Source organism: Thermosynechococcus sp. PP555 (genome assembly GCF_031583225.1).
Lineage (GTDB): Bacteria > Cyanobacteriota > Cyanobacteriia > Thermosynechococcales > Thermosynechococcaceae > Thermosynechococcus.
The window spans coordinates 338669-363332 of sequence record NZ_CP134168.1 but is presented as its reverse complement, the minus strand read 5'-3'; the positions used below and the strand labels follow the sequence as shown (position 1 = coordinate 363332).

Genomic DNA, 24664 nt, shown 5'->3' with positions numbered 1-24664 from the left:
TCATGCCTGATCATGTCTTGGTGACCGGTCCGAGTCGCAGTGGCAAGAGTGAATGGGCAGAAGCCGTTGCTACCCACAGCGGACAAGCAGTGATTTATGTTGCGACGGCGATCGCCCCCCCAGAGGATACAGAATGGTTGCAGCGGATTGCACAGCACCGTGCTCGCCGCCCCGCTGAGTGGCAATTGCGGGAGTGCCCCCTCGAACTAGCTGCCCTGCTGCGTGACCTGCCGCCTGATCATTGCGCCCTTGTGGATTCCTTGGGAACATGGGTGGCCAATTGCCTAGATCAATCTCAAGATCAATGGCAAGCAACCGTTACTGAATTCCTAGCGAGTGTGCAAGGGTGTGCCGCTCAACTCATTTTTGTTGCTGAAGAGGTGGGCTGGGGAGTTGTTCCTGCCTATGCCAGTGGTCGCTGTTTTCGCGATCGCCTTGGCGAACTGTGTCAGCAATTGAGTCCGTTGATGGCGGAAGTGTATCTTGTCACAGCTGGCTTTGCACTGCCGCTCCACCAATGGGGTATCTGTCTCAGACATCTTAGGGATAAATTGGACTCGCAAGGATAGCCCTCAGGGGGATTCCTCAGTGGTCATGGGGGCAAGGGCAGCCACAATGGCATCGGTGACACGACGTACAGGATAAATCTCTAGCCCCGCGATCGCACAGGCTTGGTTTTCGGGAATAATGGCACGGCGAAATCCCAACTTCAGCGCCTCCCGCAGCCGTAATTCTAACTGGGAAACCGCTCGCACCTGTCCCCCTAAGCCCACTTCGCCAATGATCACCGTTTGGGGGTGCACCCAGCGATCGCGAAAACTAGCCACAACAGCCACTGCCACCCCCAGATCAGCAGCGGGTTCCGCCACATTCAGCCCGGCAGCGGACGCCACATAGGCATCTAGCTTCGAGAGGGGCACCCCTAGGCGTTTTTCTAGGACGGCCAGAATTTGCAAAAAGCGATTGTACTCAATGCCCGTGGCCGTGCGGCGTGGAGAGGGATAACTGGTGGGGCTAACTAAACTTTGCAACTCAACCACAAGCGGACGGGTGCCTTCACAGGCCACAATGGTGGCGGTACCGGGGGTTGGCTCGCGATCGCCCAAAAACAGCGCCGAAGGATTTGTGACCTCGGCTAAGCCCTGCGCGCCCATTTCAAAAACGCCAATTTCTTGACTAGCCCCAAAGCGGTTTTTGACAGCGCGTACGAGGCGGTGACTGGCAAAGCGATCGCCCTCAAAGTAGAGCACGGTATCCACCAAATGTTCCAGCACCTTCGGACCGGCGATCGCCCCCTCCTTTGTAACATGCCCCACAATAAAGAGACTCATCTGCTCCCGCTTGGCTAAGCGCATCAAGGCGGCTGTGCCCTCACGAACCTGAGACACCGAGCCGGGGGCAGCCGTCAATTGGGGCAGATACACCGCTTGGATGCTATCAATAATCGCCAGATGGGGTTGCAGATGGGTCAGCTCCTGCAGGATCACCTCCAAATTCGTCTCCGCCAAAAGATAGAGCGAGGGGGAGGCGGCAATGCCCAGTCGTTGCGATCGCAATTTCACCTGCTGCGCCGATTCCTCAGCACAGACATAGAGCACCCGCTGCTGTTGCCCTAAGGTGGCTGCCATCTGCAACAAAAGCGTGGACTTGCCAATTCCCGGTTCGCCAGCCACCAACACGAGGGAGCCAACCACAATCCCCCCTCCCAAAACCCGATCCAACTCGGCAAATCCGGAGGCAGAACGGCTCTGTGTCTGTTCGCTAATCTCTCCTAGGGCCTTGGCACTGCGGGGGTGGGGAGTGGTCGATTTTCGGGGGGTTGTGCGTCGAGCAGCGGTCTCTACAGGGCTAACCACCTGCTCATCAAGGGTATTCCACTGACCACAGTTGGGACAGCGACCAAAGTATTGCACAGACTCGGCACCACACTCGCGGCAGATGTACAGTACCTTGGCCTTGGGCATCCCTTGCCGAGTTCAATCCTATTGCACACCCAAAAGTTCAACGTCAAAAATCAGCGTCGCATTGGGGGGAATGACCCCACCCGCACCGCGTGCACCATAGCCTAGGTTCGGCGGAATAATCAGCCGCCGCTGCCCCCCGACGTGCATTGAGCCAACCCCTTCATCCCAGCCTTTGATGACTTGACCGACACCAATTTGAAATTGGAAGGGCTGACCGCGATCGCGGGAGCTATCAAAAATGCGCCCATCAGTGAGCATGCCCGTATAGTGTACCGTCACGCGATCGCCCACTTGAGGCTGCGCCCCTGAGCCGACAACCATATCTTCGTATTGCAAACCTGAAGGAGTGGTCACCACCTTTGGATTCCCCATAAGTCCCGCAGCCTCCGTTGACGCCTCTAGCGGCACACTGGCGATCGCAATCGGAGCGGCCACCAACCATACCACTACTAGGACAATACCACAGAGGAGCCAGCCATAGACCCGATGCACCCGTTGTCTTACCATGAGCGATTTTTTAACTCCCTAACATCCCGTTCTAGGCGATCAATGCGTCCCCGCAGTTCATCAATTTCTGACTGTTGTGGCACACCCAAGCTCTCTAGAAACTGGCGCGTTTGTCGTTGCACCGCTTCATCGAGGGAGGCGGCATCTTCTTTGAGGTGAGCAAGGACTTCATCCACCATTGCCTTGGCCTGATCGGCATTGAGGCGTCCCTCTTTCACCCATTGGTCGCTCACTTGACGCAACTTCTCGGCCACAAGGGAGGTGGTGCCAACACCAATTAAAAGCAATTGCTGAAGCAGATTTTGCTGGTTCATGGGGCACGTTCAAAACGCCTATCTTGTATTGTGCCATTGGCTCCTAGGCTTGCGGTAAGATGAGGGAGAGGTCAAGTTGTATAGATTCGCATCGCCAGCGAGGTTAAGGATGATTGAAAAAATTGCCATTGGTCTGTGGGCATTTTCAGCAGTTGGCCTGATTGTATTGGTCTTGCTCCACAGTCCCAAGGGGGATGGCCTCGGTGGTATTGGCGGTCAAGCCCAGCTCTTTACCAGCACCAAAAGTGCAGAAGCGACCTTAAACCGTGCCACGTGGACTTTGACAGTGTTGTTTATGGCGCTTACCGTTGCTCTGAGTGCCGGTTGGCTGCGCTCAATTTAGTTTGGGTTAGCGTGTCTTTCTCCTTTGCGATTCGTGCAGCGACCCCGGCGGATGTTCCAATCATCTTCCAACTGATCCAAGCGCTTGCGGCCTATGAAAAGCTCAGCCACGCAGTAACGGGCACAGAGGAGGCGCTACGGCAGCATTTGTTTGGCGATCGCCCCTACGCCGAGGTACTTCTTGCCCATACCCCCACAGACGTTATTGGCTACGCCCTGTTTTTCACCACCTACTCCACATTCCTCACCCGCCCCGGCCTTTGGCTAGAGGATTTGTTTGTCCTTCCTGCCTATCGGCGTCAAGGGGTGGGCACTGCTCTGCTGAAGGCATTAGCCCGGCTAGCCAGCGATCGCGACTATGGCCGTATCGAGTGGAGCGTCTTGGACTGGAATACTCCTGCGATTCAATTCTATGAGCGCATGGGTGCGACTGTGCTACCTGACTGGCGTATCTGCCGCCTCAGTGGTGATGTTCTCAAGCACTTCGGACATCCTGACAAGCCTGTGTGACCCGTCGCCCCAGATAGCGGCCAAGGGTGTAGGCCAACCATTCCAGATCCCTTGAGGTCACGCTAAGGGCATTTTCAGTCAGTTCGATCGCTTGGCTACCGGCACGAATCACCAGTTTGCTCGATAGCTCTTGGCGATCGCCCTCGCGATCGCGGTACGTGCTGTGGGGCTGAAATTCAATCTGTTCAATCACTTCAAGCGGCAGGACTTTAGGACGACGCCAGCGGAAACCAAGGATATGTTCATAGAAGCGCAGATCCTTACGGGTGACCATCAACACCTGCCATCCCAATAGCATGTAAAGAATGCCGCCAATGAGGCCTAAACCGACAGCAAGATGACCAGTAGCAAAAACAGCCATCAGCCAAAAGCCAGAACTAATCGCTAGACTGTACCAGACGACCAAGAACCCATTCCAAGCCACTGCAAAGGGAATCAGGAAGAAGAGACTGACATTAAATCCAACGGGGGGAATTTGCACCAGTAGCCCTTGGGGTGTTTCTCTCACCTGTAGGCGGGAACCGTAGGGCGGCGTTTTTGTTATGAGTGAGGCCTCGTGGGGTGATGTGTCCAGTTGCTTTAGGGCTTGGCGAGCCGCAGTCGCAGAGTCAAATCGCTCCTCAAGGGCGGGCGCGACCATTTTTTCGAGCCAGCGGATAAAAGGGGGACTCAAGGAGACCAAGGGTTGAAATTGAACCCGCAGTTCCTTTTGCGGCAGCTCATCGGGGGGAGTGCCGGTTGCTAAGTAGATGAGGGTCATGCCCAAGGCGTAGAGATCACTGGCGGGTAGGGTTTTACCGCCGAATTGTTCCGGGGGCATATAGCCATAGGTACCCACCACGGTTCGGGTGCTGCCTGCGATCGCCGTTTGTACCGCCCCAAAGTCCACAAGATAGACCTTGCCAAGATCATGACCGGAGCGATCGCCCAAAAGAATATTTGTCGGCTTAATATCGCGGTGAATCACCGGCGGTTGACGGCCATGGAGATAGATCAAAATATCCAGCAGGCGATCGGCCAGTAACCGCAAATCCTCTTCACTAAACACTCTCCCTTCTGCTTGCCATGTGGCGAGGGATTTTGCCTCAATGTAGGTTTGCACCAAAGCAAAGCCCTTGAGATCAGGGGTATTGATTTCAAAGTAGTCGAGATAGCGGGGAATGGCCGGATGATCCAAGGGTTGCAGCACAGCCGCTTCCCGTTCAAAGAGCTTAAAGTCGTCCCATGTCATGCCGCCACCAAAAAGCAGCAGCTTCAGCACCACCTGTTCATAGCGCCGCCGATCCAACGCCAGATAGGTGCGCCGCCCCGGATGAGACCCCAGTTCGCGCAGGAGTTCATAGCGATCGCCCAAAATTTGACCAATAAGCTGCGCCACAGCGTTCTCCAAGCTGGCTACCCCTATCTTAGCCATTGAGTTGCTGCACAATCTCTGGGGCAATTCTTGTGAGCACCTTGAGGGCTTTGAGGCTACCTTGAATCAAGTGTGCCGCCGCACGGGGGTTGCGCAGCATTGCGATAGCCAGTGGCCCCGGCCGCAAATTGCCTTGAGCATCAAAGGCTTGACTCAAATCGGGGAGGTCGCGATCGCCACCATCACTGATCACCCGCACCATCACCACCGGCATTCCCGCTAAAGCCTTGAGGAGTGGCACCCCTTCCATATCCACCACCTCCACCCCCCCGCGAGCCGCAAGGGTTTGTTTTTCCTGGGCCTTAGAAACGGTTTTCGCCGTTGTGATGCCTTTCACCCGTCGCCACGCAGGCGCCAATTTCGCCGATAACGTCTGGTCTAAAGAATACGTTTGCCCTGCTTCATCCTGACAAGTAGTATAGACAACCACTTCACCCACCCGATCATCGGGATGCAAGCCCCCACAAACCCCCAAAATGAGAACCATGGCAGGCGATTCCTCAAGGGCACTGATCAATGCCGGTGTGGTCACTGTGGCTGCCCCTGCTCGGATCGGAATAATCACCACATTGGACGCCTGTAGCCCTCGTTGTACCGCTTGATATTCTGCCCCTTGGGGCACAAGGACGAGGCATGGAGTCATTGTTAATGAACTTTGCTGTGCTGGCCTGTTGACACAACCGCTACGCTGGGAGTACACATTTTCGAGCTGATTACCGTCTTAACTTTTGGATAGACCGATCGCGGGCAATTTAGAAACTGACCAATGGAAAGAGTGTCACACTCAAGCGTCCGCTATGGTGGACGAGAGGCATTTTCCGCCAAATCTGATACCGTTGTTAATTGTTGTTAATTGTTGAAGCTATGTTATTGTTCTGGCAAATTGTGAGCTATCCACCATTGTACCTCAGGCAATCTCGGCAACTGTCACAGGCCACCTAGACAAACAAAAATGAGTATGATAGCTATAGATTTTGCTCAATCCTTGTTTGTGGAAGTCGTCCCCTGCTGGGTTGCGATCGCGAGACCCTTTTGGAGAATCGTGAATTGACTGCCCTAGAGTGTTGGCCTGAGGAACGGTCGAGGATTGACTCAACTATCGATCAATGCGTGTAGGAGTGAACCCCCATATGATTCAAATGGTGCTGGAGAACCCAGTTTCCGTCAAGGATGCTGAGCGCTTTTGCCAAGAGATACTCCCCCAAGTCTCGCGCACATTTGCCCTCAGTATTCGCTTCCTCCCCGGAAATTTGGGTCGGGCGGTTCTGGTGGCCTATCTCATCTGTCGCATTGCCGATACCGTTGAGGATGATCCGGTTGCCAGTATCCCCGCAAAAACCGCTCTCTTGGATCATCTGCTGGAGTGTTTTGACAGTGCCGATCTAGCCAATAGCTATGGTGAAACCGCACGGGGGGTTCAGGGGGAGCCAGCCCATGTGCAACTGGTGAAAAATACGGGACTCGTCTTTGCCCTCTACCGTTCTTTGCCCCTCACGTCCCAACAGCACGTCCAACGCTGGGTGAGCGAAATGGTGCATGGGATGAAAAAGTTTATTAACCTCTATCCCAATGGCATTCGCATTCAAACCCTCGATGAATATAAAGAGTACTGTTATTACGTCGCGGGTACCGTTGGCTATCTCCTGACGGATTTGTGGTACGAGCATTCCCCCAGCATTGGTGCCGATGAATACCAAGTACTCCTCAAGCGCTGCGCTGCCTTTGGTGAAGCGCTGCAAACGGTGAACATTCTCAAGGATATTGCTTGGGATGCGGAGCACGAAAACTCGATCTATATCCCCAATGAATCTCTGCTGCTCCAAGGCAGTAGCCACCAGTCCATCCTCAGTGCTGAACATCTTGAGCAAAATCATGCCGCCATTAAGGAATTGATTGCCCTTGCTTGGCATGATCTCGATGAAGCTCAAGCCTACTTGCTATCCGTGCCCAAGGCGGCAATTCCGATTCGCCTCTTTTGCGTGCTGCCGCTGCTCTTTGCCTATGCCACCCTGCGGGAACTCACTCACTCGACGGCGATGCTGCAACCGGGAGGGGTAGTTAAAATTAGCCGTGCAGAGGTGAAATCCCTGATGGTCATGGGGCCTTTATCGATTCTCAGTAACCACAGTCTGCGCTGGCTGATTGGCCAAGTACGGCAAAAGCCTTTCATCCTTGGCGGACTTTAGGGAAATGTGCCAAAAAAGCCAATGGTTGGGGGAACCAGAATTCGTTAGGATAGGGGGAGATTGCTGAATTGTTGCAAATCTTCATAACTTGACATGAATTGTATTATTCACCGCCGTGCTGAGTTTGCCGCCAGTCATCGCTACTGGTTGCCAGAATGGTCTGAAGCAGAGAATTTGGCTCGGTTTGGTGCCAATAGTCGCTTTCCCGGCCACGGTCATAACTATGAGTTGTTTGTTTCAATGGGCGGCGTTGTTGATGACTTTGGCATGGTGTTGAACCTATCGGATGTCAAGCACATCATTCGCCGTGAAGTCATTGAACCCCTGAATTTTTCCTATCTCAATGAGGTGTGGCCAGAGTTTCAAGCCACATTACCCACGACTGAACATATTGCACGGGTGATTTGGGATCGACTCTCTCCCCATTTACCCCTTGTGCGCATTCAACTGTTTGAACACCCCCGCCTTTGGGCGGACTACACGGGAGACCCTATGGAAGCCTATCTTTCTGTTGGTGCTCACTTTAGTGCGGCGCATCGTCTAGCCCTTGAGGATCTCAGCTACGAAGAAAACTGCCGCATCTATGGCAAGTGTGCTCGCCCCCACGGCCATGGCCACAACTACCACGTGGAGATTACGGTCAAGGGGGCAATCCATCCGCGGACGGGCATGATTGTTGATTTGGTCAAGCTCGAGGAGGTGCTCAAGGAACAGGTGATTGAACCTTTGGATCACACGTTTTTGAATAAAGATATTCCCTATTTTGCGACGGTGGTGCCCACAGCAGAGAACATCGCCATTTACATTGCGCATTTATTGCAGGAGCCGATTCGCCAGTTGGGGGCGACGCTGCATAAGGTGAAGTTGATTGAAAGTCCCAATAACTCTTGCGAAATTCTCTGTGAGGAATTGCCCCCTCGCGATGGGGTGCTCAGTGGTGCGCTGCCAGTGTTGGAGCGAGTCTAGGTGATGTTGAGCAATATCCCTTGGCTACTAGCCGCCAGTTTACTGACAGCAACGCTGCTGATCTATTTCCCCTACATTTTTGTTGTGGTGGGGCGCTGGCAGGCGGGCTTTGATATGGCGGCTCCCCGTGCCCTCTTTGAGAAACTGCCCCCCTTTGCGCAGCGGGCAGTGTGGGCACACGAAAATAGCTTTGAAACCTTTATGCCCTTTGCAGCAGCAGTGTTGCTGACCCTTTTTGCCGGGGTGGATAATGCAACGGTGGCGATCGCCAGCCTGAGTTTTGTCGCGGCTCGCTTTTTGTACAGCATCTGCTATATTGCCAACTTTCCCCTTGGTCGCTCCCTCATGTTTGGTGTCGGCACAGCAGCCACCTTGACGCTTTTTTGGCAAAGTCTCACCGCCCTTAGCCGTTAATATAGTTTATAAAATCCTTGAGGAAATGCACTGAGCATAGAGTATTCTAAATGTCTCTTGATCATCTCCGCACGCTCTACCAGCAAGTCATCCTAGAGCACTACAAGAAACCTCGCCACCGTGGCCGCACGCAGCCTGTGGATCGTCAGCAGCGGGGACATAACCCTTCCTGTGGCGACACCATTGATTTAACCGTTGCCCTAGGCACCAATGAGCAGGGGGAGACAATCATTCAGGATATTCAGTTTGAGGGGGAAGGCTGCGCGATCGCCATGGCCTCAGCGGATTTGATGGCCGATGCCCTGCGGGGGCAACCCGTGAGTCGTGCCCTCCAAATGGTGGAGCAGTTCCAAGCGATGATGAAGGGGCAGTTTGAGTTCCCTCGAGAGTTTCGCAAGCTCAATGTCATGCAGGGGGTGGCTCAGTTCCCGGTGCGGATTAAGTGTGCGACATTGACATGGCATACCCTCCGGGCAGCGTTGCAGCAGGATCAAGCCCCTGTGAATGGTTTTGTCAGTAATGAGGAGGAAGAGTAGTGCTGACCCCCGCCGATTTTGCCACCTATAGCCGCTGGGCTGGCATTGCCACCCTTGTCATGGCTGGCCTAACCGCACTCACATTTGTTTTTCGCTGGGGTGTGCGCTTTCGCTTTGTTGGTATTACGGGGTTTCTCGGTGTTGTGACAGTGGGACTCTTTGCCCTGAGTATTGTACCGATTGTGCACTCCCCAGTGCCCGGTGCTGGCAAATACACCCTCGTCTATGACAACGGGGCAACGCAAGTTGTGATCACAGTGCCCCCGGACATTGAGAGCAGTACCCTTGAGGCAACGCTGGTACAGGCAGCGAATGATTTATTTTCCTTGGGACGGCTCGGCCGAGGGAGCGATCGCCTGACCGTGATTGCACGAACCATCGAACATCCTGAACCGGGGGTGACTGAGCCAGTGGTTTTAGGGGTGGCCACTCGTTCGTTGAGCGATCGCACCGATACAAATGTGACGGTCAAACTACTTAAAGGTTAGCCTTGTGTATGCTATATTAGGAATTCCGAGGACGCATAGCTCAGTTGGTTAGAGCACCACGTTGACATCGTGGGGGTCACTGGTTCGAGTCCAGTTGTGTCCATCCTCCTAAAATTCTTCACTTCAAAGAAAAACATCCCAGTCAAGTCCCCAAAAAGATTTAGGGAAAGGTTTTTGCCAATGCTTTCTTGGCTGCGAACTGCAAACTGTGCCCTCAATTGCTAAGCTTTTGAATGCGGACGGAGGGACTTGAACCCACACACCTTGCGGTACTAGAACCTAAATCTAGCGCGTCTGCCAATTCCGCCACGTCCGCAGCAAACTTAGTTTAGCGCACTTTGGGTAGGGAGTGCCCAAGTTTAGTAGTGATTCCCCACTTTGCGATGGTGCACAGCAGTCATGCCATCGGGCTTTGAGACGCGACCATTATCCACAGTACTATAGACAATCCAGTGATCGTGGGCATCCAGACGGCTGACAACGGTACATTCCATATAGGCAAGGGCATCGGCCAAAATGGGACTGCCATTACTGGCTGGATAGGTTTTCACATGGGCAAAGCGATCGGCGCCCGGTGGGAATCGCTTTAGGAAATGGCGCATCAGGGGCTGGTAGTTCCCTTCTTCAAGAACATTGAGGACAAAGGTATCCCCCACGTGTAGAAAGGACTCAATGGCCCGATCCTTGGCCACCGCAATGGAAACCCCAAGAGGTTCGGTACTGGCTTGGGCCACCCAAGAGGCCAACATGGCACTGTTAATGGCACCTTTTTGGGCGGTGATAATGTATAGCCCACCGCTCAGGCGACCCAAGGCTTTATCGAGGTCAGTATCCAAGGCTTTCATCTGCTTGACGGTGCGATCGCGCAACAGCCATTGACCCATGTCAGTACCCGCTTCTTCCGCCTCTTGGAACAGTGCCTCAGTGGGTGCTGCTGTGACCCGAATCACAGGAAACGAGGGCGTCAGACCGGCATCCCGAAACTGGTTGAGCAGGGGATAGGCGGGTTCAGCGTCGGCCACACCACTTTCAAAGACCCCAATGGCCTGTTTGGCATGGGCAGCCGCACGAATCGTACTCAGGGCAGTTTTAGCAACGGCAGTGGTGGGCGGTGTACCGATAATGATCCCAGCGGCAATCTCGGTGAGTTCGCGAATATCTTGGGGTTCAGCGGTGAGCAGATCCATTTTTTCAACAACAACCCCAGTTTTGGCGGCTCCCCGTTCGATCGCCTCTGCCAGAGCATTGGCATAACCATAGTTAGCAGCATAGAAAATGGCCACCGTTGTTGCTGCTTTGGCCTGTTCTTGGCTCCAGTTGCGGTAGGAATCTAGCCACTGCGGGAGATGATGGCGCAGCAGTGGGCCATGACCTGTGGCAACTAGTTGCACGGGAGGCAGGGGTTCCAAGCGCTTGAAGGCGGAGAGGACGGAGCGGGCATTGGGTCCCATGAGGCAGTCGTAGTAAAACTTGAAATCTGGCGCTAGCAGTTCAGGTTCTGTGTCAAAGGGATCATCATTGCAGAAGTGGGCACCAAAAACATCACAGGTAAAGAGGGTCTGGGTGCCGTGATCATAGGTGAGGATGGTGTCGGGCCAGTGGAGATTGGGGGCCATCACAAACTCAAGGACATGCCCTTTCCCCAAGTCAAGGCGATCGCCATTTTTCACCTGTCGCTGACTAAAGGGCTGATGGATCAGATCCCCCAGAAACTGTAACGCCACCTTTGAGGCCACCACGGTTACATGGGGGGCTTTTGCCAATACGTCCTTGACGAGGCCACTGTGGTCAGGTTCGGTATGGCTGACGATGAGATAGTTCAAGTCACTGGGGTTCACCCGTTGCCAGAGTTGCTCGAGGTAGCGATCGCCAAACTTGGCATGGGACGTATCTACGAGGGCAATCTGTTCCCCTTTGATCAGAAAGGAATTGTAGGTGGTGCCATTTTCAAGGGCAAACTCAATATCAAAGCGATCGCGATCCCAATCTAGGCAGCGAATTGCCGTCGTATCAGCGGCGATCTCCAACACCTGCAGGGTTAAGCGCGGCGGACGCTTGGCAGTCGTGACGGCCATTGGCAGTTCCTCAACCTTATGAAACTACCTTTTATAGTGACACATGAAGAAAGGTAACAGGATTCAAAGTTTTTAATAGCGGTGATAACACTGTTTATAAAGGGCAATGCCTATGCGGGTTCAAGGGGTGCCATTGTCAGCCCCGCCCGCAAAAGTTGCTCATGGTACAGTTCCGCCTGTTCTTGGGGTCCCACCCAAACAATGGCTTGGCCTTCGTAATGAACTTGATTCGTTAATTCCCACGCGCGATCGCTGGTCATGTTGGGAATATATTTCATTAAACAGTTAGCAACGTGCTGAAAGGTATTGAAGTCATCGTTGAGGACAATGACTTTGTAGTTGGGGTAGTGCTTGCGAATAACCTGTTGCCGCTCTTGGGGAACAACGCTAGGCATAGGCCAAACAAAACAACAACAATACTATTTCTGAGTTTTAGTTTAGCGCATTGGCCGGGGACTGGCTGCAATAGGCCTCTTGGGCACAGGCTTATGCTATAGCTAGACTTAGGGTGAAAAACTTGGGGGCATCAATAATGACGGCAATGAATGTGTTGGGAACACCCTTGGTGTGCTGCTGTCAAAATCCACTCACAGGATTCTATCGCGATGGTTTTTGTCGGACGGGGGCAGGAGATGTCGGTGCCCATGTGGTCTGTGCGGAAATGACCGCCGAATTTCTCACCTTTACCCGTTCGCGGGGCAATGATCTTTCGACGCCAGTGCCCGCCTATCAATTTCCGGGGCTGAAACCGGGCGATCGCTGGTGTCTGTGTGCCTCCCGTTGGCGGGAAGCCCTAGAGGCTGACGTAGCTCCCCCAGTAATTCTGGAAGCAACCCATGTCAGTGCCCTTGAGTATGTCTCCCTAGAGGATTTGAAAGCCCACGCCCTTGGTGGTAACCAGCAACCGTGATCTGGGGAATACTCAAGTATGCCCGATCCAGAATCCGATTTTCGCTTAGATCCTCGCTATATTGCGGGTTTAGCGGCCTTTAATCGCGGAGATTATCAACTGGCGATCGCCGCCTTCAAAGCCGTCATTGCCAGCCACGGTCAACGCCGCGAAGGTCTCAAGGCTCATCTGCACCTGATTAAAGCCTATGCCCACACCCGCCAGTGGCAAGAGGCCATTGATCTGTGTCAACTCCTAGCGCGATCGCCCCTCCCCTCCATTCGGGCTTGGGCGCAAAAACATCTGCCAGAGTTAGAACGCTATTTGGATGAGGAACCCACTTCCTCCTACCTTGAGTGTGTTTCAGCGCCGAGTTCAAGGCCGCCTATGCAACTGCGACCGGTGCCTCGCATTTATCTCTGGCTAAGTCAGGGGGCAACACTGCTGCTGATCGCGTGGCTACTCCAAAAACCGCTACAGGTTTTGATTGCAGGCCTCCTCAACTACGCCAATGATCCACTGGCACTCCTGCGGGGCTGGGAAGGGGTAATAGCTTGGTTTTTAGTGGGTTGCTTGGGATTGGGGTTACTCAGTGGTGGCAGTTGGCTGTGGTCATGGCGATTGCGAGCTGGCTATGGTTTGCGTCCTGTGAGTCTTGGCGAACTTGAGGAGTATAGTCCCGAAACGGTGATGCTCTTGGGGCGTTTGTCGTGGTCGTGGTGGCAACCCCGTCCCCAAATAGGCTGCTTGATGACGGCAGCACCGATCATTTTTAGCTATGGGCGCTGGCAGCGCCGCATTATTGTCAGCGAAGGTCTATTGCGATCGCTCTCTGGCGAGGAACTGCTGGCTTTAATGGCCAGTGAAATTGCCCAACTACGGCTGGGGCTAAATACCCTAGTGACCCCCCTTGTACTGCTATTGCAACTGCCCTATGACCTGTACTGTTGGTGCAGCCGTTGGGGCGATCGCTTTGCCCCTCCCTATGGCAAGCACTGGAAACGGCGGATCATCAGGGGTACCCTCTATCTCCTCTGTGCCATGGTGGGTCAGGGGAGTTATCTTCTCTTTCGTGGGCTGGAGATGCTCTGCTTCTGGAGCAATCAGTTGCGGCAGTATTATAGCGATCGCCAAGGGGCAGCCTTGATCGGTAATCCCAATACCCTTGTGATGGCTTGGTTTCGCCTCATGGCAGCCACAGCAACGACGGTGTGTGCCCAAGGGGAAATTGGTATCCCCCTAGAATCCTTGCGCCTGCTTCTACCCCTAAATCCAACCCAAGCTGCCCTGTGGGGCAATCAACCCCTCGATTGGCCAATGCTGCTCCGCTGGGATACCGCCCATCCCCTGCGGTATTGGTTTCGCTTGACCTCCTCCCATCGTCCCCTTGGGCTACGCCTGCAAGCCCTGATGACCTATGCGCGGCAATGGCGACTGGAACCCCTGCTTTCCCTGCCCTCGACTTCCTCCCTTCGCTGTCAACGGGCTGGGCAACAACTGGCTCCCTTCTGGGGAGCGATCGCAGGAGTCATCACGACGATTATCCTCACGGGCGTTGGTCAATTTGCACTGCGGGCGGGGACGATCGCCTTTCCTCTGTGGTGGTTGGCGGATTGGTCTACCTTGGCACGGGGTTTCATTCCCATTGGCCTTGGGTTAGGTCTCTTTTTACGCCTGAATGCCTACTACCCGCCTCGGCCACCCCAAACCTACACCTTGGGTCAGCTTCTTCATCGTCTTTTGCCCCTTGATAGTCCCGTTGTCGAACTAAAGGGGCATTTACGGGCAGTGACAGGCTTGCGCAATGGTCTAGGACAGCACCTGTGGCTGCAGACGGATCAGGGCTTGTTTCCCCTGCGCTGCCATCGAGCTTGGGGGCCGATTTGGCCAATCCTTGAGCCAGCCTATCTGAAAACCTTGGCGGGGCGATCGCTAGTGGTACGTGGCTGGTTTCGACGTGGGACAGTTCCCTTTGTTGAGGTGAGTGAGTGGCACTCCCCAGATTTACAGCAAAAGCAATCTTGGGCTGCCCCCTATTGGGCAACGGCAGTGGCCACGCTCTGGATCCTCTACGGCCTCATGACACTATTGGGTTGGATCTAGACGATGCAACTTTCCCAAGCCCATCTACGCACCCTGCAAACCTGTGCACGGCAATATCAGTACCGCTATCTTGACAGCTTGATACTGCCAGAGGCCACACAATTAACGGAAACCACTGCCCAAAAGCAGGGTCGCGACTTCCACCGCCTGATGCAACAGCACTTTCAAGGACTCGATATCCGCCCAATTCTTGAGGCGCAGCCCGAATTACAACCGTGGTTTGCGGCCTTTCAAACCATGCCACCCCCCATGATTGAGGGTCAAGGGGAAGCAGAGCATGTCCGCAGTCTGGGCTGGCAGGAATTCACCCTTGTGGGCGTGTATGACTACGTGATTTTTGGCCAAGGGCAAGCGCAGATTCTCGATTGGAAAACCTATGCCCACCCACCCGCCCCAGACACCTTAGCCCGTCATTGGCAGACTCGCCTTTACTGTTATCTCCTAGCAGCCACTAGTCCCTACCCCCCCAGCCAAATTTCCATGACCTATTGGTTTGCCCAAGGAGAGAAGGGAGCAAATTTCTACACCTTTCCCTACAGTGAGGCCATCCACGAGCAAATCCACCACACCCTAGAGCAGTGCCTTAACCAACTGCGCCAATGGTTACAAACCTATGAGCAAGGACAGGAGCTGCCCCAAGTGCCCCCAGCCCAGATTCGGAAATACTGCTATGAGTGCCCCTTTTGTGAACGGTGCCAGCGTGGCCAGCCAAGCACTGTCTCGACCATGGAGCCGTTTCTAGCCGTGCTCAAAGACTTGGGTGTAGCCCGCTAAATCCAGATCGACGATCGCGGGTAGGCAACTCAGGGCGGTTTGGAATAACTCAAAGCGTTCTTCCCGTTTCAGCATGGCTGTGAGCTGCTGTCGCAGGGGAATCAAATAGCGCACATCATTAGCGGCATAACGGATTTGATCCTCCCGCAGGGCCATGGCATTGCCCCAGTCGGAACTTTGGGCGGATTTATCAATTTCTATGCCCAACAAATCCAAGACCAAGTCCTTGAGGCCGTGGCGGGGGGAATAGGTACGGGCAATCTTGCTGGCAATTTTGGTGCAGAAGACAGGGTGAACCCGAATCCCCAAGTGGTAGCGCAACGTGGCCAAATCAAAGCGGGCATAGTGGAAAATTTTGGTAATGCGGGGGTGCTCCAAGAGTTGCTGCAGGTGGGGAGCCTCTTTCTGGCCACGGGCAATCTTGATCACTGCTACTTGTCCCTCTGGGTCGCACAACTGAACCAAACATAGGCGATCGCGGGGAATATTCAAGCCCATGGTTTCGGTATCTACGGCCAACTGATCCGCATTGAGAAAGTGGGCCAAGGCCGTCGCACTTAAATCGTGGTCAAAACACTCCAAAGGAAAATCGAGATCCATGACTGGCTCACAATCTAGCTCGAGGGCAATTCTGAGGGCTGCTCTTTGGCGATATCAATGCGTTCCAACTGCCAGAGAATTTGATTGCTTTCGCGGCGCACGCGGGAAATTTGCCAGTTACGCCATATCCATTCTTCACCGCGGCTAGTAACTGCACTGGTATGGACATCCATTAACTCTGCTAATTCGCCACTGGTAATCAAATACTTCCCAGCCGCCAGTTCATCGGCAATTCGCAGGGTCGCAATTAGTTCTTCAAGGCGGGCGCGGCGCTCAGACCACTGGGGTGATTTTCCCCCCAACCACTCGCCGTTACCATCAAGCCCCAAGGATGGTTGCACCATGGCTTTCTTCTCGCGATCAACATTGCTCCAAAAATCTTAGCGAGAAATGATGTGATTTTTAACCTACCTAGGCGATCGCCCACCACGCCGAGGATAGGGCTAGAATGGTTTTAAGATTTGTTAATTACATTGAACCGAACACCATGACGGTAACCTTGACCCCTGCATCCACTCTCCACGAGCGGGTCGCGATGATCGCCCGCCGCCTTGGCATTGAGAAATTTGACCTTGGTGGCTCCCATGTGGATGAGGTGAGTGTCCAAGTGCAGCAGGGGGAACCCAAACAGGTGAAGGCCTCGCAGCGATCGGGGATTACCGTGCGGGTGTGGAACTCAACGGGTCGCCTAGGGGTTGCCAGCACCACCCAATTGGACGATCGCGGTTTAGAGACGGCTCTAGAAATGGCCAAAGAAGCCAGTGCTTTTGGTGTTACAGAGGATATTCCCGACTTTAGTCCCTTGGCCACCGCCCCCCTTGGTGACACAACACTTACAACGGCGGATCTGCCCCTTGCCTCGGCAAAAACCCTCCTAGATCAACTGATTGCCGCCGAGCGGGAGCTGTTGGGGCGACATCCAGCGATCGCTAGTGTTCCCTACAATGGTCTCAGCCAGCGGCGCATAGAACGGTTTTATCTCAACAGCGAGGGAGCCGATCGCCAGCAAACCAGCACCACAACCACGCTCTATCTCTACAGCAAAACCGATGAGGCGGGTCGCAAACCCCGCAGTGCGGGTGCCATTCGCATCAGTCCCGATCTTGAGCACTTAGACATTGCGGGCTGTATTGATGAAGTGGCCGACAAAACCATTCGCCACTTGGCCTATGAACCGATTGCCTCTGGCCAGTACCCAGTGCTTTTTTCACCCGCTGCCTTCCTCAGCCTGCTCAGTGCCTTTAGCAATCTCTTTAATGCCCAAAACATTTTGGATCGCCAGAGCCTTTCGACGCCAGAATCCCTCCATCAGGCGATCGCCAGCTCCCTTTTGAGCGTGTACGACGACGCCCGCCATCCCCAGAATGTGGGTCAGCCCCTCTTTGATGGCGAAGGTACCCCCACCCGCCGCACCCCTCTGATTGAGCAGGGCATTCTCACGGGTCTCTACCACAGTGCCGGTACGGCGCGTCGCTTTCAAACCCAGCCCACGGGGCATGCCAACTTAGGGGCAAAGGTGACAGTGAGTGGTCACTTCTACGATGTCCCAGCGGGTGAAGGGGGCGATCGCGCCGATGGTCTTGTCTGGATTGACGAACTCCATGCCCTCCACGCGGGCGTGAAAGCCCTTCAAGGCTCATTTTCCCTCCCCTTTGACGGTTGGCTGTTGCGCAACGGCGAAGCCATCAGCATTGAAGCGGCCACCGTGGCCGGCGATATTCGCAGCCTGCTGAAAGGTATTCTCCATCTGGGCACTGAAGTTGAAGTCACCCCCTATGGTTGTTGTCCGCCAGTGTGGGTGAGTCCCCTTGCGATTACAGGGGAATAGCTAAACCTGCATCAAGTCGAGGCTGCGGGATGTACCTAAGCGAGTGGCACCCGCATTAATCAGTTCAAGGGCTTGCTCCCGCGTACGAATGCCGCCAGAGGCCTTAATGCCCACGCGATCGCGACTCAGGCGCTTGAGCAGACGCACATCGGCAACCGTGGCACCCCCGCGCCAGCCCGTACTGGTTTTCAGGAAAGCCACCCCCGCATCCAAGCAAATATCCACGGCCAGTTGTTTTTCTTCCTCTGTCAGCACCGTGGTTTCCAAAATTGCCTTGACGGTCACCCCCGTTTCCGCGCAGATTTGGGCAATATCGCGATAGACGGCCTCGGTGTTTCCCTCCTTGAGCCAACCCAAGTTAATGACCACATCCAACTCAGTTGCCCCACTGTCAACCGCCTCTTGCGCCTCATAGAGTTTCGTGGCACTGGTGTGGGCACCACTGGGAAAGCCAATAACAGTACACACTTTTACGGGTGTGCGGTGGAGCAACTGGACTGCCGTCTTCACCCAGACGGGCATGACACAGACGGCGGTAAATTTCCATTGTTCTGCTTCAGCACAGCATCGTTCAATCTCTGCTGTGGTTGCCAAGGGGTCAAGCTGGGTATGATCAATGTAGGGCGCAAGGTCAAACAAATCACGTTCCGTCATAGGAATTCACCCAGAACAACCCTATTTTTATTAGCTAAATAATAATAAAAACGGGGACGGAAAATGAGACCTTGGGAGATCGGTTCTCCCACCCCCCACTGAAAATTCACCCTTGCTAGATTAAAACTAGGCTATCACAGGCACGCTGACCTGTTGGCCAGACTACCTTTTTGGGAGGACACTCTATGGAGCCAACCATGAACCCTCGCAATCTTCAAGAAAGTGCTGATTCCCTCTGGAACTATCTGCAAAGTTTGGATGCAGAAGTGGTGGCTCGCCTGTCCCGTCCCGCGTCGCCAGAAATGGCCATTGTGATGGAACGCCACATTGGTAACCTGCTGGGCTACTTGCCACCGGAGGGGTTTGAGGTTTCCATTACCACGAATCGGGAGCACCTTGGGCGTCTCTTGGCTTCGGCAATGATGAGCGGTTACTTCTTGCGCGGTGCCGAGCAACGTCTTGAATTCGAGCGATCGCTCCAAGCGGCTGCCCAAGCGGAAGACAGCAAATAACCCATGCCAACGGTACAGGACAGTGGGGGCGGGTACACACTACCTGCCCTTCGTTTTGCACTTTTACAGTGGTATCAGCAGCAGGGGCGGGATTTACCTTGGCGGCACACGCGCGATCCCTATGCCATCTGGGTCTCAGAAATCATGCTCCAGCAAACCCAAGTGGCCACGGTGATTCCCTACTATCAGCGTTGGCTAGCCACCTTTCCCGCGATCGCCGACTTAGCGATTGCCGATTTGGAAACCGTCTTGAAACTGTGGCAGGGATTGGGCTACTATGCACGGGCACGCCATTTGCACCGCGCGGCTCAACAGATCATGGCCGATCATGGGGGGCAATTTCCCTGCACCTACGAGGCCGTGGTGGCATTACCGGGAATTGGTCGCAGTACCGCAGGTGCGATCCTCAGTGCTGCCTTTAATCAGCCCCAGCCGATTCTCGATGGCAATGTCAAACGGGTGCTTGCCCGTCTCTATGGACTCACGATCCCCCCCAAGCAAGCGGAAGCCCAACTCTGGCAGTGGTCGGCGCAACTGCTGTGTCCCCAAGCCCCCCGCGATTTTAATCAAGCCCTGATGGATCTGGGGGCAACGATCTGTACACCCCACCAACCCCTGTGTCATGCTTGTCCTTGGCAACACCATTGCGTCGCTTACCAACAGCAGTTAACCCATGAGATTCCTCGCAAAATGAACCGTTCCCCCTTACCCCATAAAAAGATTGGTGTCGCGGTGATTTGGAATGCGGCAGGTCAGATTCTCATTGATCGGCGGCCACCAACAGGTCTATTGGGGGGACTATGGGAGTTTCCGGGGGGCAAAATTGAACCCAATGAGACGGTTCAGGAGTGTATTCAGCGGGAAATTCGTGAGGAATTGGGCATTGAGATTAGTGTTGGTGAGCATTTGATTGACATTGATCATGCCTACACCCATTTTCGGGTGACGCTCCATGTCTATTACTGCCAGCATCTTTCAGGAAGTCCTCAGCCCTTGGGGTGCGATGCCATCCGTTGGGTGACCCCTGAGGAATTGGAGCAGTTTCCCTTTCCGAAAGCCAATACTGCAATTATTCAGGCCATTCACGAACGGGGCAGACCCACAGCCTAGGTGTTTGCAACGACACCCTCAGCCGCCGCCGCATCCAAAAACCAAAGGGCATTGCCAGTAATCAGCCGTGCCGGATAGAGATGGGGATCAGTCGTCCCAGAGAAAATATGACGTAGAGCAGTTTGTTTATTGGCACCTGTCACAAGAAAGAGAATTTGACGGGCATGGTTAATCAGGGGCACCGTGAAGGTGAGGCGGGGCTGGCCATCCTTGTTGCCCACGGTAATCAGGCGATCGCCCACCGTCAGGGCTGCTGTGTGGGGAAACAGGGAGGCTGTATGGCCATCGGATCCCATACCGAGCAAAATCAGATCAAAGCTGGGAACTTCTCCTTCACGGATGCCAAAGGTTTGGCGCAGGATTTGCTCATAGCGATCGGCAGCGGTCTGCGGATCCGCATCCGCCGTTGGCATTGGGTGAATCTGATTTTTGGGAATCGGTACATGATTGAGCCACGCCTGAAAGGCCATCCCCGCATTGCTGTCGGGATGATCGAGGGGAACATAGCGTTCATCACCCCAGAAAATGTGCCACCGTGACCAAGGAGTATCCGCACAGACAAGGCTTTCATACAACGGTTTAGGCGTGTTGCCGCCGGCAAGGGCAAGCATAAATTGCCCCCGTTGGGCGATCGCCCCAGTGGCCTGCTCAAGAACAAACTGCTTTGCCGCCGCCGTCAGGGCAGCCAAATCTGGAAAAACACGTACATTGGGTGTTGGCATAGAAGCATCATCCTAATTGGAGCGAATCACACCATCGGTCGCCGTACCCAGTCCGGGACTGGAAAAGGGATCAGCATTGCCGCGCCAGTTAAACCCATTAATGCGCAAAAGAATCGTCGCCAACTGGCGATCGAGGTTATAGCGAAACACCACCCCATAGGTGCGACGGCTATATTCAACAATAATGTTTGTATCAAAAACTCTCCCTGTGTCCACATTAATTTGCATTTGGGTACCCGCTCGCAGCGGACCGTAAATCTGCTGCAACAATCCCACGTTGAGCACACTAAAGTCAGTAATCCGATCAAAGAGAAAGGGCGAGGATGGCTCACTCAATGTCTGTGTAAATCCCACATCAAAACTGGTGTAGTCAAACCAATGACGAGAAAAATGACCCACTTGACCCCGAAACCCTGCCCCTGCAACTAACGCGGGTTGGGTACTGCCATTGGTATAGTAGTTCGCTACACCGCCTACCTGACTATAGAACTGCAAGAAGGGTTGTACAGGACGGGGGCTATAGCGCAGGCCTTGGGTTCGCGTCGGCGGTAAGGGAGTGCCCCGCCAAATGGGCATCACCCAGCTAAGACTTGCGGCAGCTTGAAGACGACCTAGGCTTGGCTTAGGGGGTAAGGAGGGATCATCACTGGCTGCCGTGACGTATTGACCTCCCAGAAGATAACTGAGTGTTAGGCCCTGAGTTAAGGGAATACCTGTACCACTGAACATGCCGCCAAAGCTACTGGTAATTTCCTGCTCCCCAAGGGAACGATTAAAAACCCGTTGGCGATAAAGGGCAGAAACCGTTAGGAGATTGCGGGCATCAAAATTGTGGAACAAGTCTACCCCTGCGCGTGACGTACTCGGCCAGTCGTTAGGGTTGAGCGTATTCAAGAAGCCGTAACCGCGCACACGAGTCTGCGGCGTGAACCGATGGCCTAGCTCGATCGCCGCCCCGTAGCTTTTAGCATCAAAAACATCAAAGTCATTGTTGATGATCCGTTCTAAATAGATGGATGGCAGGAAGGTGATTTGGGTATTGGGGGTATTGATTGCTCTGTACCGATAGGCGAGAAATACGCCGCCGCGATCTTGTTCATCATAGCCAAACTCAAAGGGGAGAATTTCGTAGGGACGACCTACAACAAACCGCCGCAGCACAATGGGTAAGGCCACCCGCTGATCAAAGACCACACGACCCCGTCGTACCTTGAGCAGGGTTTCATCGGCACTGAGGGGTTCGGCGGTGGCTTCCTGAGCCCGTGCCTCCAGCTCTGGCGGACTAAAGGGATCATTCGTGATTCGCAGGTTTGTCGCCAACCAGCGGCGGCCATCAAACTCTAGGCGATCGGCCTCAAAGCGCAACCGATCAAAGGTTTCTGTCACTTCTGCTTGGAGATCTGTGCCCTGTTCGTCAAGACCGGGGAGAGGGCTAAGGGGTGGGGGGCTAGGAGAGCGGGTCAGGCTCAGGTCTTGATCCACCCTAGCGGTATTGACGACGCCGCGAGCATTGGTGAGAGAGCCTTGATCGAGTCTGAGGTTATATTCCAAGCGATCGCCCTGCAAGACTTGATCGCCGCGCGTAATCGTCACATTACCTTCCGCCACCAGAATTTGGGCGTCAATATCGGTTTGAATGCGATCAGCGGTGAGTTCAGCTTCCTTGAAGCGGAGGAAAACATTGCCAATGGCATTAAACAAGCGCCGCATCAGATCGAACTCTTGGCGATCGGCCGTCACCTCTAAGGGTTGATCACGGACAACGGGCGTTTCAGCATTGGCCTCCCCAAGACGGAGGGGGGCTGTAAAATTCGGTGTTGGCCTAGGGCTGATCGGCGTTGTACTGCTAAGATCAGGAGCTACCGTTGTTCCAAGTAGCTCCGCTGGTGATGCGCCGCTGACCTCAGTCATTTCTGCGGGTTGTGCAGGGGGGGGCAGACTAGCAAAAAGGGGTAAAAACAACAACGGCCAAACTTCCTCACGACCACTGCCTAGTTACGTTACCCGATGCCCACCCCCTTTGGCGAGGATTACTCGAGATCCTTACGCTTGGGGTTACGAGCTGGGTCACCCGAAAGGAACCCGAAAACAAAGAGCAGGACAAAGAAGGTCACAACGATATAAACGGTAATTTTGAGTGTTTCCATGATGTTGTCGTTTTTCGTAGCGTCACCTTCTGATCATACGGGATGAGGGACTCCCTCGCATCCCCTAAAACACTTGGCTTTTTGTGGCATCCGACAGCGTGGGAATTTCGGCATAGATGCCGCGTACAGACTGCACCACCGCATAGACGACGCCAATCACCGTGGCAATAAAGACAAAGTTGAAGAGCACTTTAATCAGCAGGTCAAAACTAGCAACGCGGATCAGCAGTTGTACCAGTAGTTGGACAATAAACAGCACAATCCCCATCAACAGTGCCTGCATCGTGTTATAGCGAATAAAAAGGCTGATACGACTGTTGCGCACCACCAGCAGGTACAACAGCATAAAAACAATTAGGCCAGCAAAGGGAATGGAGTAGATCAAGGCTACCGGTAAAACCACTAACACCAGTGCTTGCAGTGGTGGAAACAAATCAAACAAAAAGCCACCAAAGGGCATGACGTAGAAGAGCGGCAGCAGATACGCTAAGCTGGCAAAGATACGATCTAACGCAGTGGTCGTGGCACGCCAAGTCATGGGTTGCTCCTTTTAGGGGTTGGAGGGGGATTGACTCATGACCTTCAGCAGTAGATCCGCCGAAATCATGTTGCATTCCACAACTTTACTGACCAGCGGTGGCCCCACTCGCGAGACAATGATCCCTTGCAGCTCCGGATTATTTCTGACTGACAGGATAGCAGCACCGATGATGGAACCGGAATCGGGAGCTGGGTTAGTACCATTGGTGGGTAGCATTTTGAGCAACTGGGCGATATCTGTACAACTTGCCCGTGACACATATTTTGCCAAGGAATCACTCAGCTGCTCAACCATGGTCTTCATCATTTCCGGAGGCAGCGGGCTGGCGCCTTGGGCACGCGCTGGTTGACCTACTCCTAGGACAAGGATGCCACCTATCACAAGGGGAATGCCGATAGCCGACTTGAGCAATTGCAACATGTTCAACCTCATGTTCATTTGAACTCTCAGCCAATGTGCCAGCAAACTAGCTGTGACGCTCCTCAATCACCCGATCAATCAAGCCGTAGTTTTTTGCCTCTTCGGCGGACATGAAGAAGTCACGATCCATATCCCGCTCAATTTTTTCGAGGGGCTGGCCGGTATGGTGGGCGTATAGCTCATTGAGTTGTCGCCGTACCCGTAAAATTTCGCGAGCTTCGATCTCAATATCCGTTGCTTGGCCACGGGTACCACCAGAGGGCTGGTGAATCATGATGCGGGAGTGGGGTAATGCCAACCGTTTGCCTTTGGTACCGGCTGCAAGGAGGAAAGACCCCATCGAGGCAGCCAGACCCACACAAATGGTGACGACATCGGATTTAATATGTTGCATCGTGTCATAGATTGCCATGCCAGCGGTGACGGAGCCACCGGGGGAGTTGATGTAGAGCATGATGTCTTTGCCCGGATCTTCGGAGTCAAGGTAGAGCATCACCGCCACAATTTGGTTGGCAATCTCATCATCGACTTCTTTACCAAGGAAAATAATCCGCTCGCGATAGAGACGGTTGTAGATGTCAATCCACTGGGTGTAGGGTTCACCGGGCATCCGGTAGGGGACTTTGGGTACTCCGATGGGCATAGAAT

30 protein-coding genes and 2 tRNA genes are annotated in these 24664 nt (G+C 54.0%); 15 read left to right on the top strand and 17 right to left on the bottom strand.

What is annotated here, in order from left to right; genetic code table 11:
* Positions 1 to 2: 2 nt before the first annotated feature.
* Positions 3 to 569 (top strand): bifunctional adenosylcobinamide kinase/adenosylcobinamide-phosphate guanylyltransferase, encoded by a 567-nt coding sequence (gene cobU, locus RHH27_RS01680; RefSeq protein WP_302678685.1) that lies wholly within the window; start codon positions 3 to 5, stop codon positions 567 to 569.
* A gap of 3 nt (positions 570 to 572) precedes the next feature.
* Here the strand turns inward: cobU and radA are convergent, their stop codons facing one another.
* From radA to RHH27_RS01665, 3 genes are read right to left on the bottom strand one after another with little or no spacing between them, the layout of a single operon-like run.
* Entirely contained in the window at positions 573 to 1964 is a 1392-nt protein-coding gene (radA, locus tag RHH27_RS01675) for a DNA repair protein RadA (protein WP_302678684.1), read from the bottom strand.
* Positions 1965 to 1982: 18 nt separating this feature from the next.
* A complete protein-coding gene (locus RHH27_RS01670; RefSeq protein WP_302678683.1) occupies positions 1983 to 2471 on the bottom strand; it encodes an FKBP-type peptidyl-prolyl cis-trans isomerase in 489 nt (162 codons plus the stop codon).
* Complete coding sequence (locus RHH27_RS01665) at positions 2465 to 2785, bottom strand: phasin family protein (RefSeq protein ID WP_149821092.1); 321 nt, start codon at positions 2783 to 2785, stop codon at positions 2465 to 2467. The genes RHH27_RS01670 and RHH27_RS01665 overlap by 7 nt, the downstream gene beginning before the upstream one ends.
* A 109-nt stretch (positions 2786 to 2894) precedes the next feature.
* On the opposite strand from RHH27_RS01665, the gene secG reads away from it, so the two are divergent.
* Together secG and RHH27_RS01655 are read left to right on the top strand one after the other, a co-directional pair.
* Complete coding sequence (gene secG, locus RHH27_RS01660) at positions 2895 to 3128, top strand: preprotein translocase subunit SecG (RefSeq protein WP_149821094.1); 234 nt, start codon at positions 2895 to 2897, stop codon at positions 3126 to 3128.
* A gap of 11 nt (positions 3129 to 3139) precedes the next feature.
* Entirely contained in the window at positions 3140 to 3637 is a 498-nt protein-coding gene (locus tag RHH27_RS01655; RefSeq protein WP_206200793.1) for a GNAT family N-acetyltransferase, read from the top strand.
* Here RHH27_RS01655 and RHH27_RS01650 read toward each other — a convergent pair.
* Both RHH27_RS01650 and RHH27_RS01645 read right to left on the bottom strand, forming a co-directional pair.
* Positions 3603 to 5015, bottom strand: coding sequence for a serine/threonine-protein kinase (locus RHH27_RS01650; protein ID WP_225901616.1), 1413 nt, complete (start codon positions 5013 to 5015; stop codon positions 3603 to 3605). The genes RHH27_RS01655 and RHH27_RS01650 overlap by 35 nt on opposite strands.
* Positions 5016 to 5043: 28 nt before the next feature.
* Positions 5044 to 5694, bottom strand: coding sequence for a phosphorylase (locus RHH27_RS01645; RefSeq protein WP_302678682.1), 651 nt, complete (start codon positions 5692 to 5694; stop codon positions 5044 to 5046).
* Between the two features lie 487 nt (positions 5695 to 6181).
* Between RHH27_RS01645 and RHH27_RS01640 the strand changes: the two genes are divergently transcribed.
* The 6 genes from RHH27_RS01640 (at position 6182) to RHH27_RS01615 (ending at position 9744) form a co-directional block, all read left to right on the top strand.
* Positions 6182 to 7237 (top strand): phytoene/squalene synthase family protein, encoded by a 1056-nt coding sequence (locus RHH27_RS01640; RefSeq protein WP_181496817.1) that lies wholly within the window; start codon positions 6182 to 6184, stop codon positions 7235 to 7237.
* Positions 7238 to 7330: 93 nt separating this feature from the next.
* Positions 7331 to 8203 (top strand): 6-carboxytetrahydropterin synthase, encoded by an 873-nt coding sequence (locus tag RHH27_RS01635; protein WP_302678681.1) that lies wholly within the window; start codon positions 7331 to 7333, stop codon positions 8201 to 8203.
* 3 nt (positions 8204 to 8206) lie between these two features.
* Positions 8207 to 8617 (top strand): MAPEG family protein, encoded by a 411-nt coding sequence (locus RHH27_RS01630; RefSeq protein ID WP_302677119.1) that lies wholly within the window; start codon positions 8207 to 8209, stop codon positions 8615 to 8617.
* A 50-nt stretch (positions 8618 to 8667) separates the two neighbouring features.
* The gene (gene sufU, locus RHH27_RS01625; RefSeq protein ID WP_302678680.1) at positions 8668 to 9153 is read left to right on the top strand and encodes a Fe-S cluster assembly sulfur transfer protein SufU; all 486 of its coding nucleotides are present in this window, start codon (positions 8668 to 8670) and stop codon (positions 9151 to 9153) included.
* Entirely contained in the window at positions 9153 to 9641 is a 489-nt protein-coding gene (locus RHH27_RS01620; protein WP_206200786.1) for a Ycf51 family protein, read from the top strand. Before sufU ends, RHH27_RS01620 begins: the two co-directional genes overlap by 1 nt.
* 29 nt (positions 9642 to 9670) lie before the next feature.
* Positions 9671 to 9744 (top strand) — tRNA-Val (locus RHH27_RS01615).
* A 131-nt stretch (positions 9745 to 9875) separates the two neighbouring features.
* Here the strand turns inward: RHH27_RS01615 and RHH27_RS01610 are convergent.
* From RHH27_RS01610 to clpS, 3 genes are all read right to left on the bottom strand, one after another.
* Positions 9876 to 9957 (bottom strand) — tRNA-Leu (locus RHH27_RS01610).
* A 43-nt stretch (positions 9958 to 10000) separates the two neighbouring features.
* Positions 10001 to 11716 (bottom strand): diflavin flavoprotein, encoded by a 1716-nt coding sequence (locus RHH27_RS01605; protein WP_302678679.1) that lies wholly within the window; start codon positions 11714 to 11716, stop codon positions 10001 to 10003.
* 110 nt (positions 11717 to 11826) lie between these two features.
* Positions 11827 to 12111, bottom strand: coding sequence for an ATP-dependent Clp protease adapter ClpS (gene clpS, locus RHH27_RS01600; RefSeq protein WP_206200784.1), 285 nt, complete (start codon positions 12109 to 12111; stop codon positions 11827 to 11829).
* A 134-nt stretch (positions 12112 to 12245) separates the two neighbouring features.
* Here clpS and RHH27_RS01595 point away from each other — a divergent pair, with 134 nt between their 5' ends.
* The 3 genes from RHH27_RS01595 to RHH27_RS01585 are packed head-to-tail and all read left to right on the top strand — an operon-like array spanning position 12246 to position 15482.
* The gene (locus RHH27_RS01595; protein ID WP_149821117.1) at positions 12246 to 12626 is read left to right on the top strand and encodes a DUF2237 family protein; all 381 of its coding nucleotides are present in this window, start codon (positions 12246 to 12248) and stop codon (positions 12624 to 12626) included.
* A gap of 18 nt (positions 12627 to 12644) precedes the next feature.
* Positions 12645 to 14708 (top strand): zinc metalloprotease HtpX, encoded by a 2064-nt coding sequence (locus RHH27_RS01590; RefSeq protein ID WP_302678678.1) that lies wholly within the window; start codon positions 12645 to 12647, stop codon positions 14706 to 14708.
* 3 nt (positions 14709 to 14711) lie between these two features.
* The gene (locus RHH27_RS01585; RefSeq protein ID WP_302678677.1) at positions 14712 to 15482 is read left to right on the top strand and encodes a PD-(D/E)XK nuclease family protein; all 771 of its coding nucleotides are present in this window, start codon (positions 14712 to 14714) and stop codon (positions 15480 to 15482) included.
* Here the strand turns inward: RHH27_RS01585 and RHH27_RS01580 are convergent.
* Together RHH27_RS01580 and RHH27_RS01575 are read right to left on the bottom strand one after the other, a co-directional pair.
* The gene (locus RHH27_RS01580) at positions 15447 to 16082 is read right to left on the bottom strand and encodes a ribonuclease H-like domain-containing protein (protein WP_302678676.1); all 636 of its coding nucleotides are present in this window, start codon (positions 16080 to 16082) and stop codon (positions 15447 to 15449) included. The genes RHH27_RS01585 and RHH27_RS01580 overlap by 36 nt on opposite strands.
* Before the next feature lie 14 nt (positions 16083 to 16096).
* Positions 16097 to 16426 (bottom strand): hypothetical protein, encoded by a 330-nt coding sequence (locus RHH27_RS01575; RefSeq protein ID WP_206200779.1) that lies wholly within the window; start codon positions 16424 to 16426, stop codon positions 16097 to 16099.
* 191 nt (positions 16427 to 16617) lie between these two features.
* Between RHH27_RS01575 and RHH27_RS01570 the strand changes: the two genes are divergently transcribed.
* Positions 16618 to 17910: a TldD/PmbA family protein gene (locus RHH27_RS01570; RefSeq protein WP_302679140.1), complete on the top strand. Its 1293-nt coding sequence runs from the start codon at positions 16618 to 16620 to the stop codon at positions 17908 to 17910.
* Here the strand turns inward: RHH27_RS01570 and deoC are convergent, their stop codons facing one another.
* Entirely contained in the window at positions 17911 to 18564 is a 654-nt protein-coding gene (gene deoC, locus RHH27_RS01565; RefSeq protein ID WP_302678675.1) for a deoxyribose-phosphate aldolase, read from the bottom strand.
* A 185-nt stretch (positions 18565 to 18749) separates the two neighbouring features.
* Here deoC and RHH27_RS01560 point away from each other — a divergent pair, with 185 nt between their 5' ends.
* Positions 18750 to 19076: a DUF760 domain-containing protein gene (locus RHH27_RS01560; protein ID WP_024124133.1), complete on the top strand. Its 327-nt coding sequence runs from the start codon at positions 18750 to 18752 to the stop codon at positions 19074 to 19076.
* Between the two features lie 3 nt (positions 19077 to 19079).
* Positions 19080 to 20186, top strand: a complete 1107-nt coding sequence (gene mutY, locus RHH27_RS01555) for an A/G-specific adenine glycosylase (protein WP_302677112.1) — start codon at positions 19080 to 19082, stop codon at positions 20184 to 20186.
* Here the strand turns inward: mutY and pgl are convergent.
* The 6 genes from pgl to RHH27_RS01525 all read right to left on the bottom strand — a co-directional run bounded on the left by pgl (position 20183) and on the right by RHH27_RS01525 (position 24659).
* Positions 20183 to 20908, bottom strand: coding sequence for a 6-phosphogluconolactonase (pgl, locus tag RHH27_RS01550; protein ID WP_302678674.1), 726 nt, complete (start codon positions 20906 to 20908; stop codon positions 20183 to 20185). The genes mutY and pgl overlap by 4 nt on opposite strands.
* 12 nt (positions 20909 to 20920) lie before the next feature.
* Positions 20921 to 22819, bottom strand: coding sequence for a DUF3769 domain-containing protein (locus RHH27_RS01545; protein WP_310745006.1), 1899 nt, complete (start codon positions 22817 to 22819; stop codon positions 20921 to 20923).
* Positions 22820 to 22938: 119 nt separating this feature from the next.
* A complete protein-coding gene (locus RHH27_RS01540; protein WP_011056917.1) occupies positions 22939 to 23055 on the bottom strand; it encodes a photosystem II reaction center protein I in 117 nt (38 codons plus the stop codon).
* A gap of 64 nt (positions 23056 to 23119) precedes the next feature.
* Positions 23120 to 23593, bottom strand: coding sequence for a Tic20 family protein (locus RHH27_RS01535; protein ID WP_206200775.1), 474 nt, complete (start codon positions 23591 to 23593; stop codon positions 23120 to 23122).
* 12 nt (positions 23594 to 23605) lie between these two features.
* A complete protein-coding gene (locus RHH27_RS01530; RefSeq protein WP_310742752.1) occupies positions 23606 to 24016 on the bottom strand; it encodes a hypothetical protein in 411 nt (136 codons plus the stop codon).
* Between the two features lie 46 nt (positions 24017 to 24062).
* Complete coding sequence (locus RHH27_RS01525) at positions 24063 to 24659, bottom strand: ATP-dependent Clp protease proteolytic subunit (protein ID WP_225901614.1); 597 nt, start codon at positions 24657 to 24659, stop codon at positions 24063 to 24065.
* Positions 24660 to 24664 lie beyond the last annotated feature (5 nt).

Bases quoted from the DNA above. Each gene is read 5' to 3' on its own strand.
- cobU (WP_302678685.1), top strand. From the start codon at position 3: ATGCCTGATCATGTCTTGGTGACCGGTCCGAGTCGCAGTGGCAAGAGT.
- radA (WP_302678684.1), bottom strand. From the start codon at position 1,964: ATGCCCAAGGCCAAGGTACTGTACATCTGCCGCGAGTGTGGTGCCGAG.
- RHH27_RS01670 (WP_302678683.1), bottom strand. From the start codon at position 2,471: ATGGTAAGACAACGGGTGCATCGGGTCTATGGCTGGCTCCTCTGTGGT.
- RHH27_RS01665 (WP_149821092.1), bottom strand. From the start codon at position 2,785: ATGAACCAGCAAAATCTGCTTCAGCAATTGCTTTTAATTGGTGTTGGC.
- secG (WP_149821094.1), top strand. From the start codon at position 2,895: ATGATTGAAAAAATTGCCATTGGTCTGTGGGCATTTTCAGCAGTTGGC.
- RHH27_RS01645 (WP_302678682.1), bottom strand. From the start codon at position 5,694: ATGACTCCATGCCTCGTCCTTGTGCCCCAAGGGGCAGAATATCAAGCG.
- RHH27_RS01640 (WP_181496817.1), top strand. From the start codon at position 6,182: ATGATTCAAATGGTGCTGGAGAACCCAGTTTCCGTCAAGGATGCTGAG.
- RHH27_RS01635 (WP_302678681.1), top strand. From the start codon at position 7,331: ATGAATTGTATTATTCACCGCCGTGCTGAGTTTGCCGCCAGTCATCGC.
- RHH27_RS01630 (WP_302677119.1), top strand. From the start codon at position 8,207: ATGTTGAGCAATATCCCTTGGCTACTAGCCGCCAGTTTACTGACAGCA.
- sufU (WP_302678680.1), top strand. From the start codon at position 8,668: ATGTCTCTTGATCATCTCCGCACGCTCTACCAGCAAGTCATCCTAGAG.
- RHH27_RS01605 (WP_302678679.1), bottom strand. From the start codon at position 11,716: ATGGCCGTCACGACTGCCAAGCGTCCGCCGCGCTTAACCCTGCAGGTG.
- clpS (WP_206200784.1), bottom strand. From the start codon at position 12,111: ATGCCTAGCGTTGTTCCCCAAGAGCGGCAACAGGTTATTCGCAAGCAC.
- RHH27_RS01590 (WP_302678678.1), top strand. From the start codon at position 12,645: ATGCCCGATCCAGAATCCGATTTTCGCTTAGATCCTCGCTATATTGCG.
- RHH27_RS01585 (WP_302678677.1), top strand. From the start codon at position 14,712: ATGCAACTTTCCCAAGCCCATCTACGCACCCTGCAAACCTGTGCACGG.
- RHH27_RS01580 (WP_302678676.1), bottom strand. From the start codon at position 16,082: ATGGATCTCGATTTTCCTTTGGAGTGTTTTGACCACGATTTAAGTGCG.
- RHH27_RS01575 (WP_206200779.1), bottom strand. From the start codon at position 16,426: ATGGTGCAACCATCCTTGGGGCTTGATGGTAACGGCGAGTGGTTGGGG.
- RHH27_RS01570 (WP_302679140.1), top strand. From the start codon at position 16,618: ATGATCGCCCGCCGCCTTGGCATTGAGAAATTTGACCTTGGTGGCTCC.
- deoC (WP_302678675.1), bottom strand. From the start codon at position 18,564: ATGACGGAACGTGATTTGTTTGACCTTGCGCCCTACATTGATCATACC.
- RHH27_RS01560 (WP_024124133.1), top strand. From the start codon at position 18,750: ATGGAGCCAACCATGAACCCTCGCAATCTTCAAGAAAGTGCTGATTCC.
- mutY (WP_302677112.1), top strand. From the start codon at position 19,080: ATGCCAACGGTACAGGACAGTGGGGGCGGGTACACACTACCTGCCCTT.
- pgl (WP_302678674.1), bottom strand. From the start codon at position 20,908: ATGCCAACACCCAATGTACGTGTTTTTCCAGATTTGGCTGCCCTGACG.
- RHH27_RS01545 (WP_310745006.1), bottom strand. From the start codon at position 22,819: ATGACTGAGGTCAGCGGCGCATCACCAGCGGAGCTACTTGGAACAACG.
- RHH27_RS01540 (WP_011056917.1), bottom strand. From the start codon at position 23,055: ATGGAAACACTCAAAATTACCGTTTATATCGTTGTGACCTTCTTTGTC.
- RHH27_RS01535 (WP_206200775.1), bottom strand. From the start codon at position 23,593: ATGACTTGGCGTGCCACGACCACTGCGTTAGATCGTATCTTTGCCAGC.
- RHH27_RS01530 (WP_310742752.1), bottom strand. From the start codon at position 24,016: ATGTTGCAATTGCTCAAGTCGGCTATCGGCATTCCCCTTGTGATAGGT.
- RHH27_RS01525 (WP_225901614.1), bottom strand. From the start codon at position 24,659: ATGCCCATCGGAGTACCCAAAGTCCCCTACCGGATGCCCGGTGAACCC.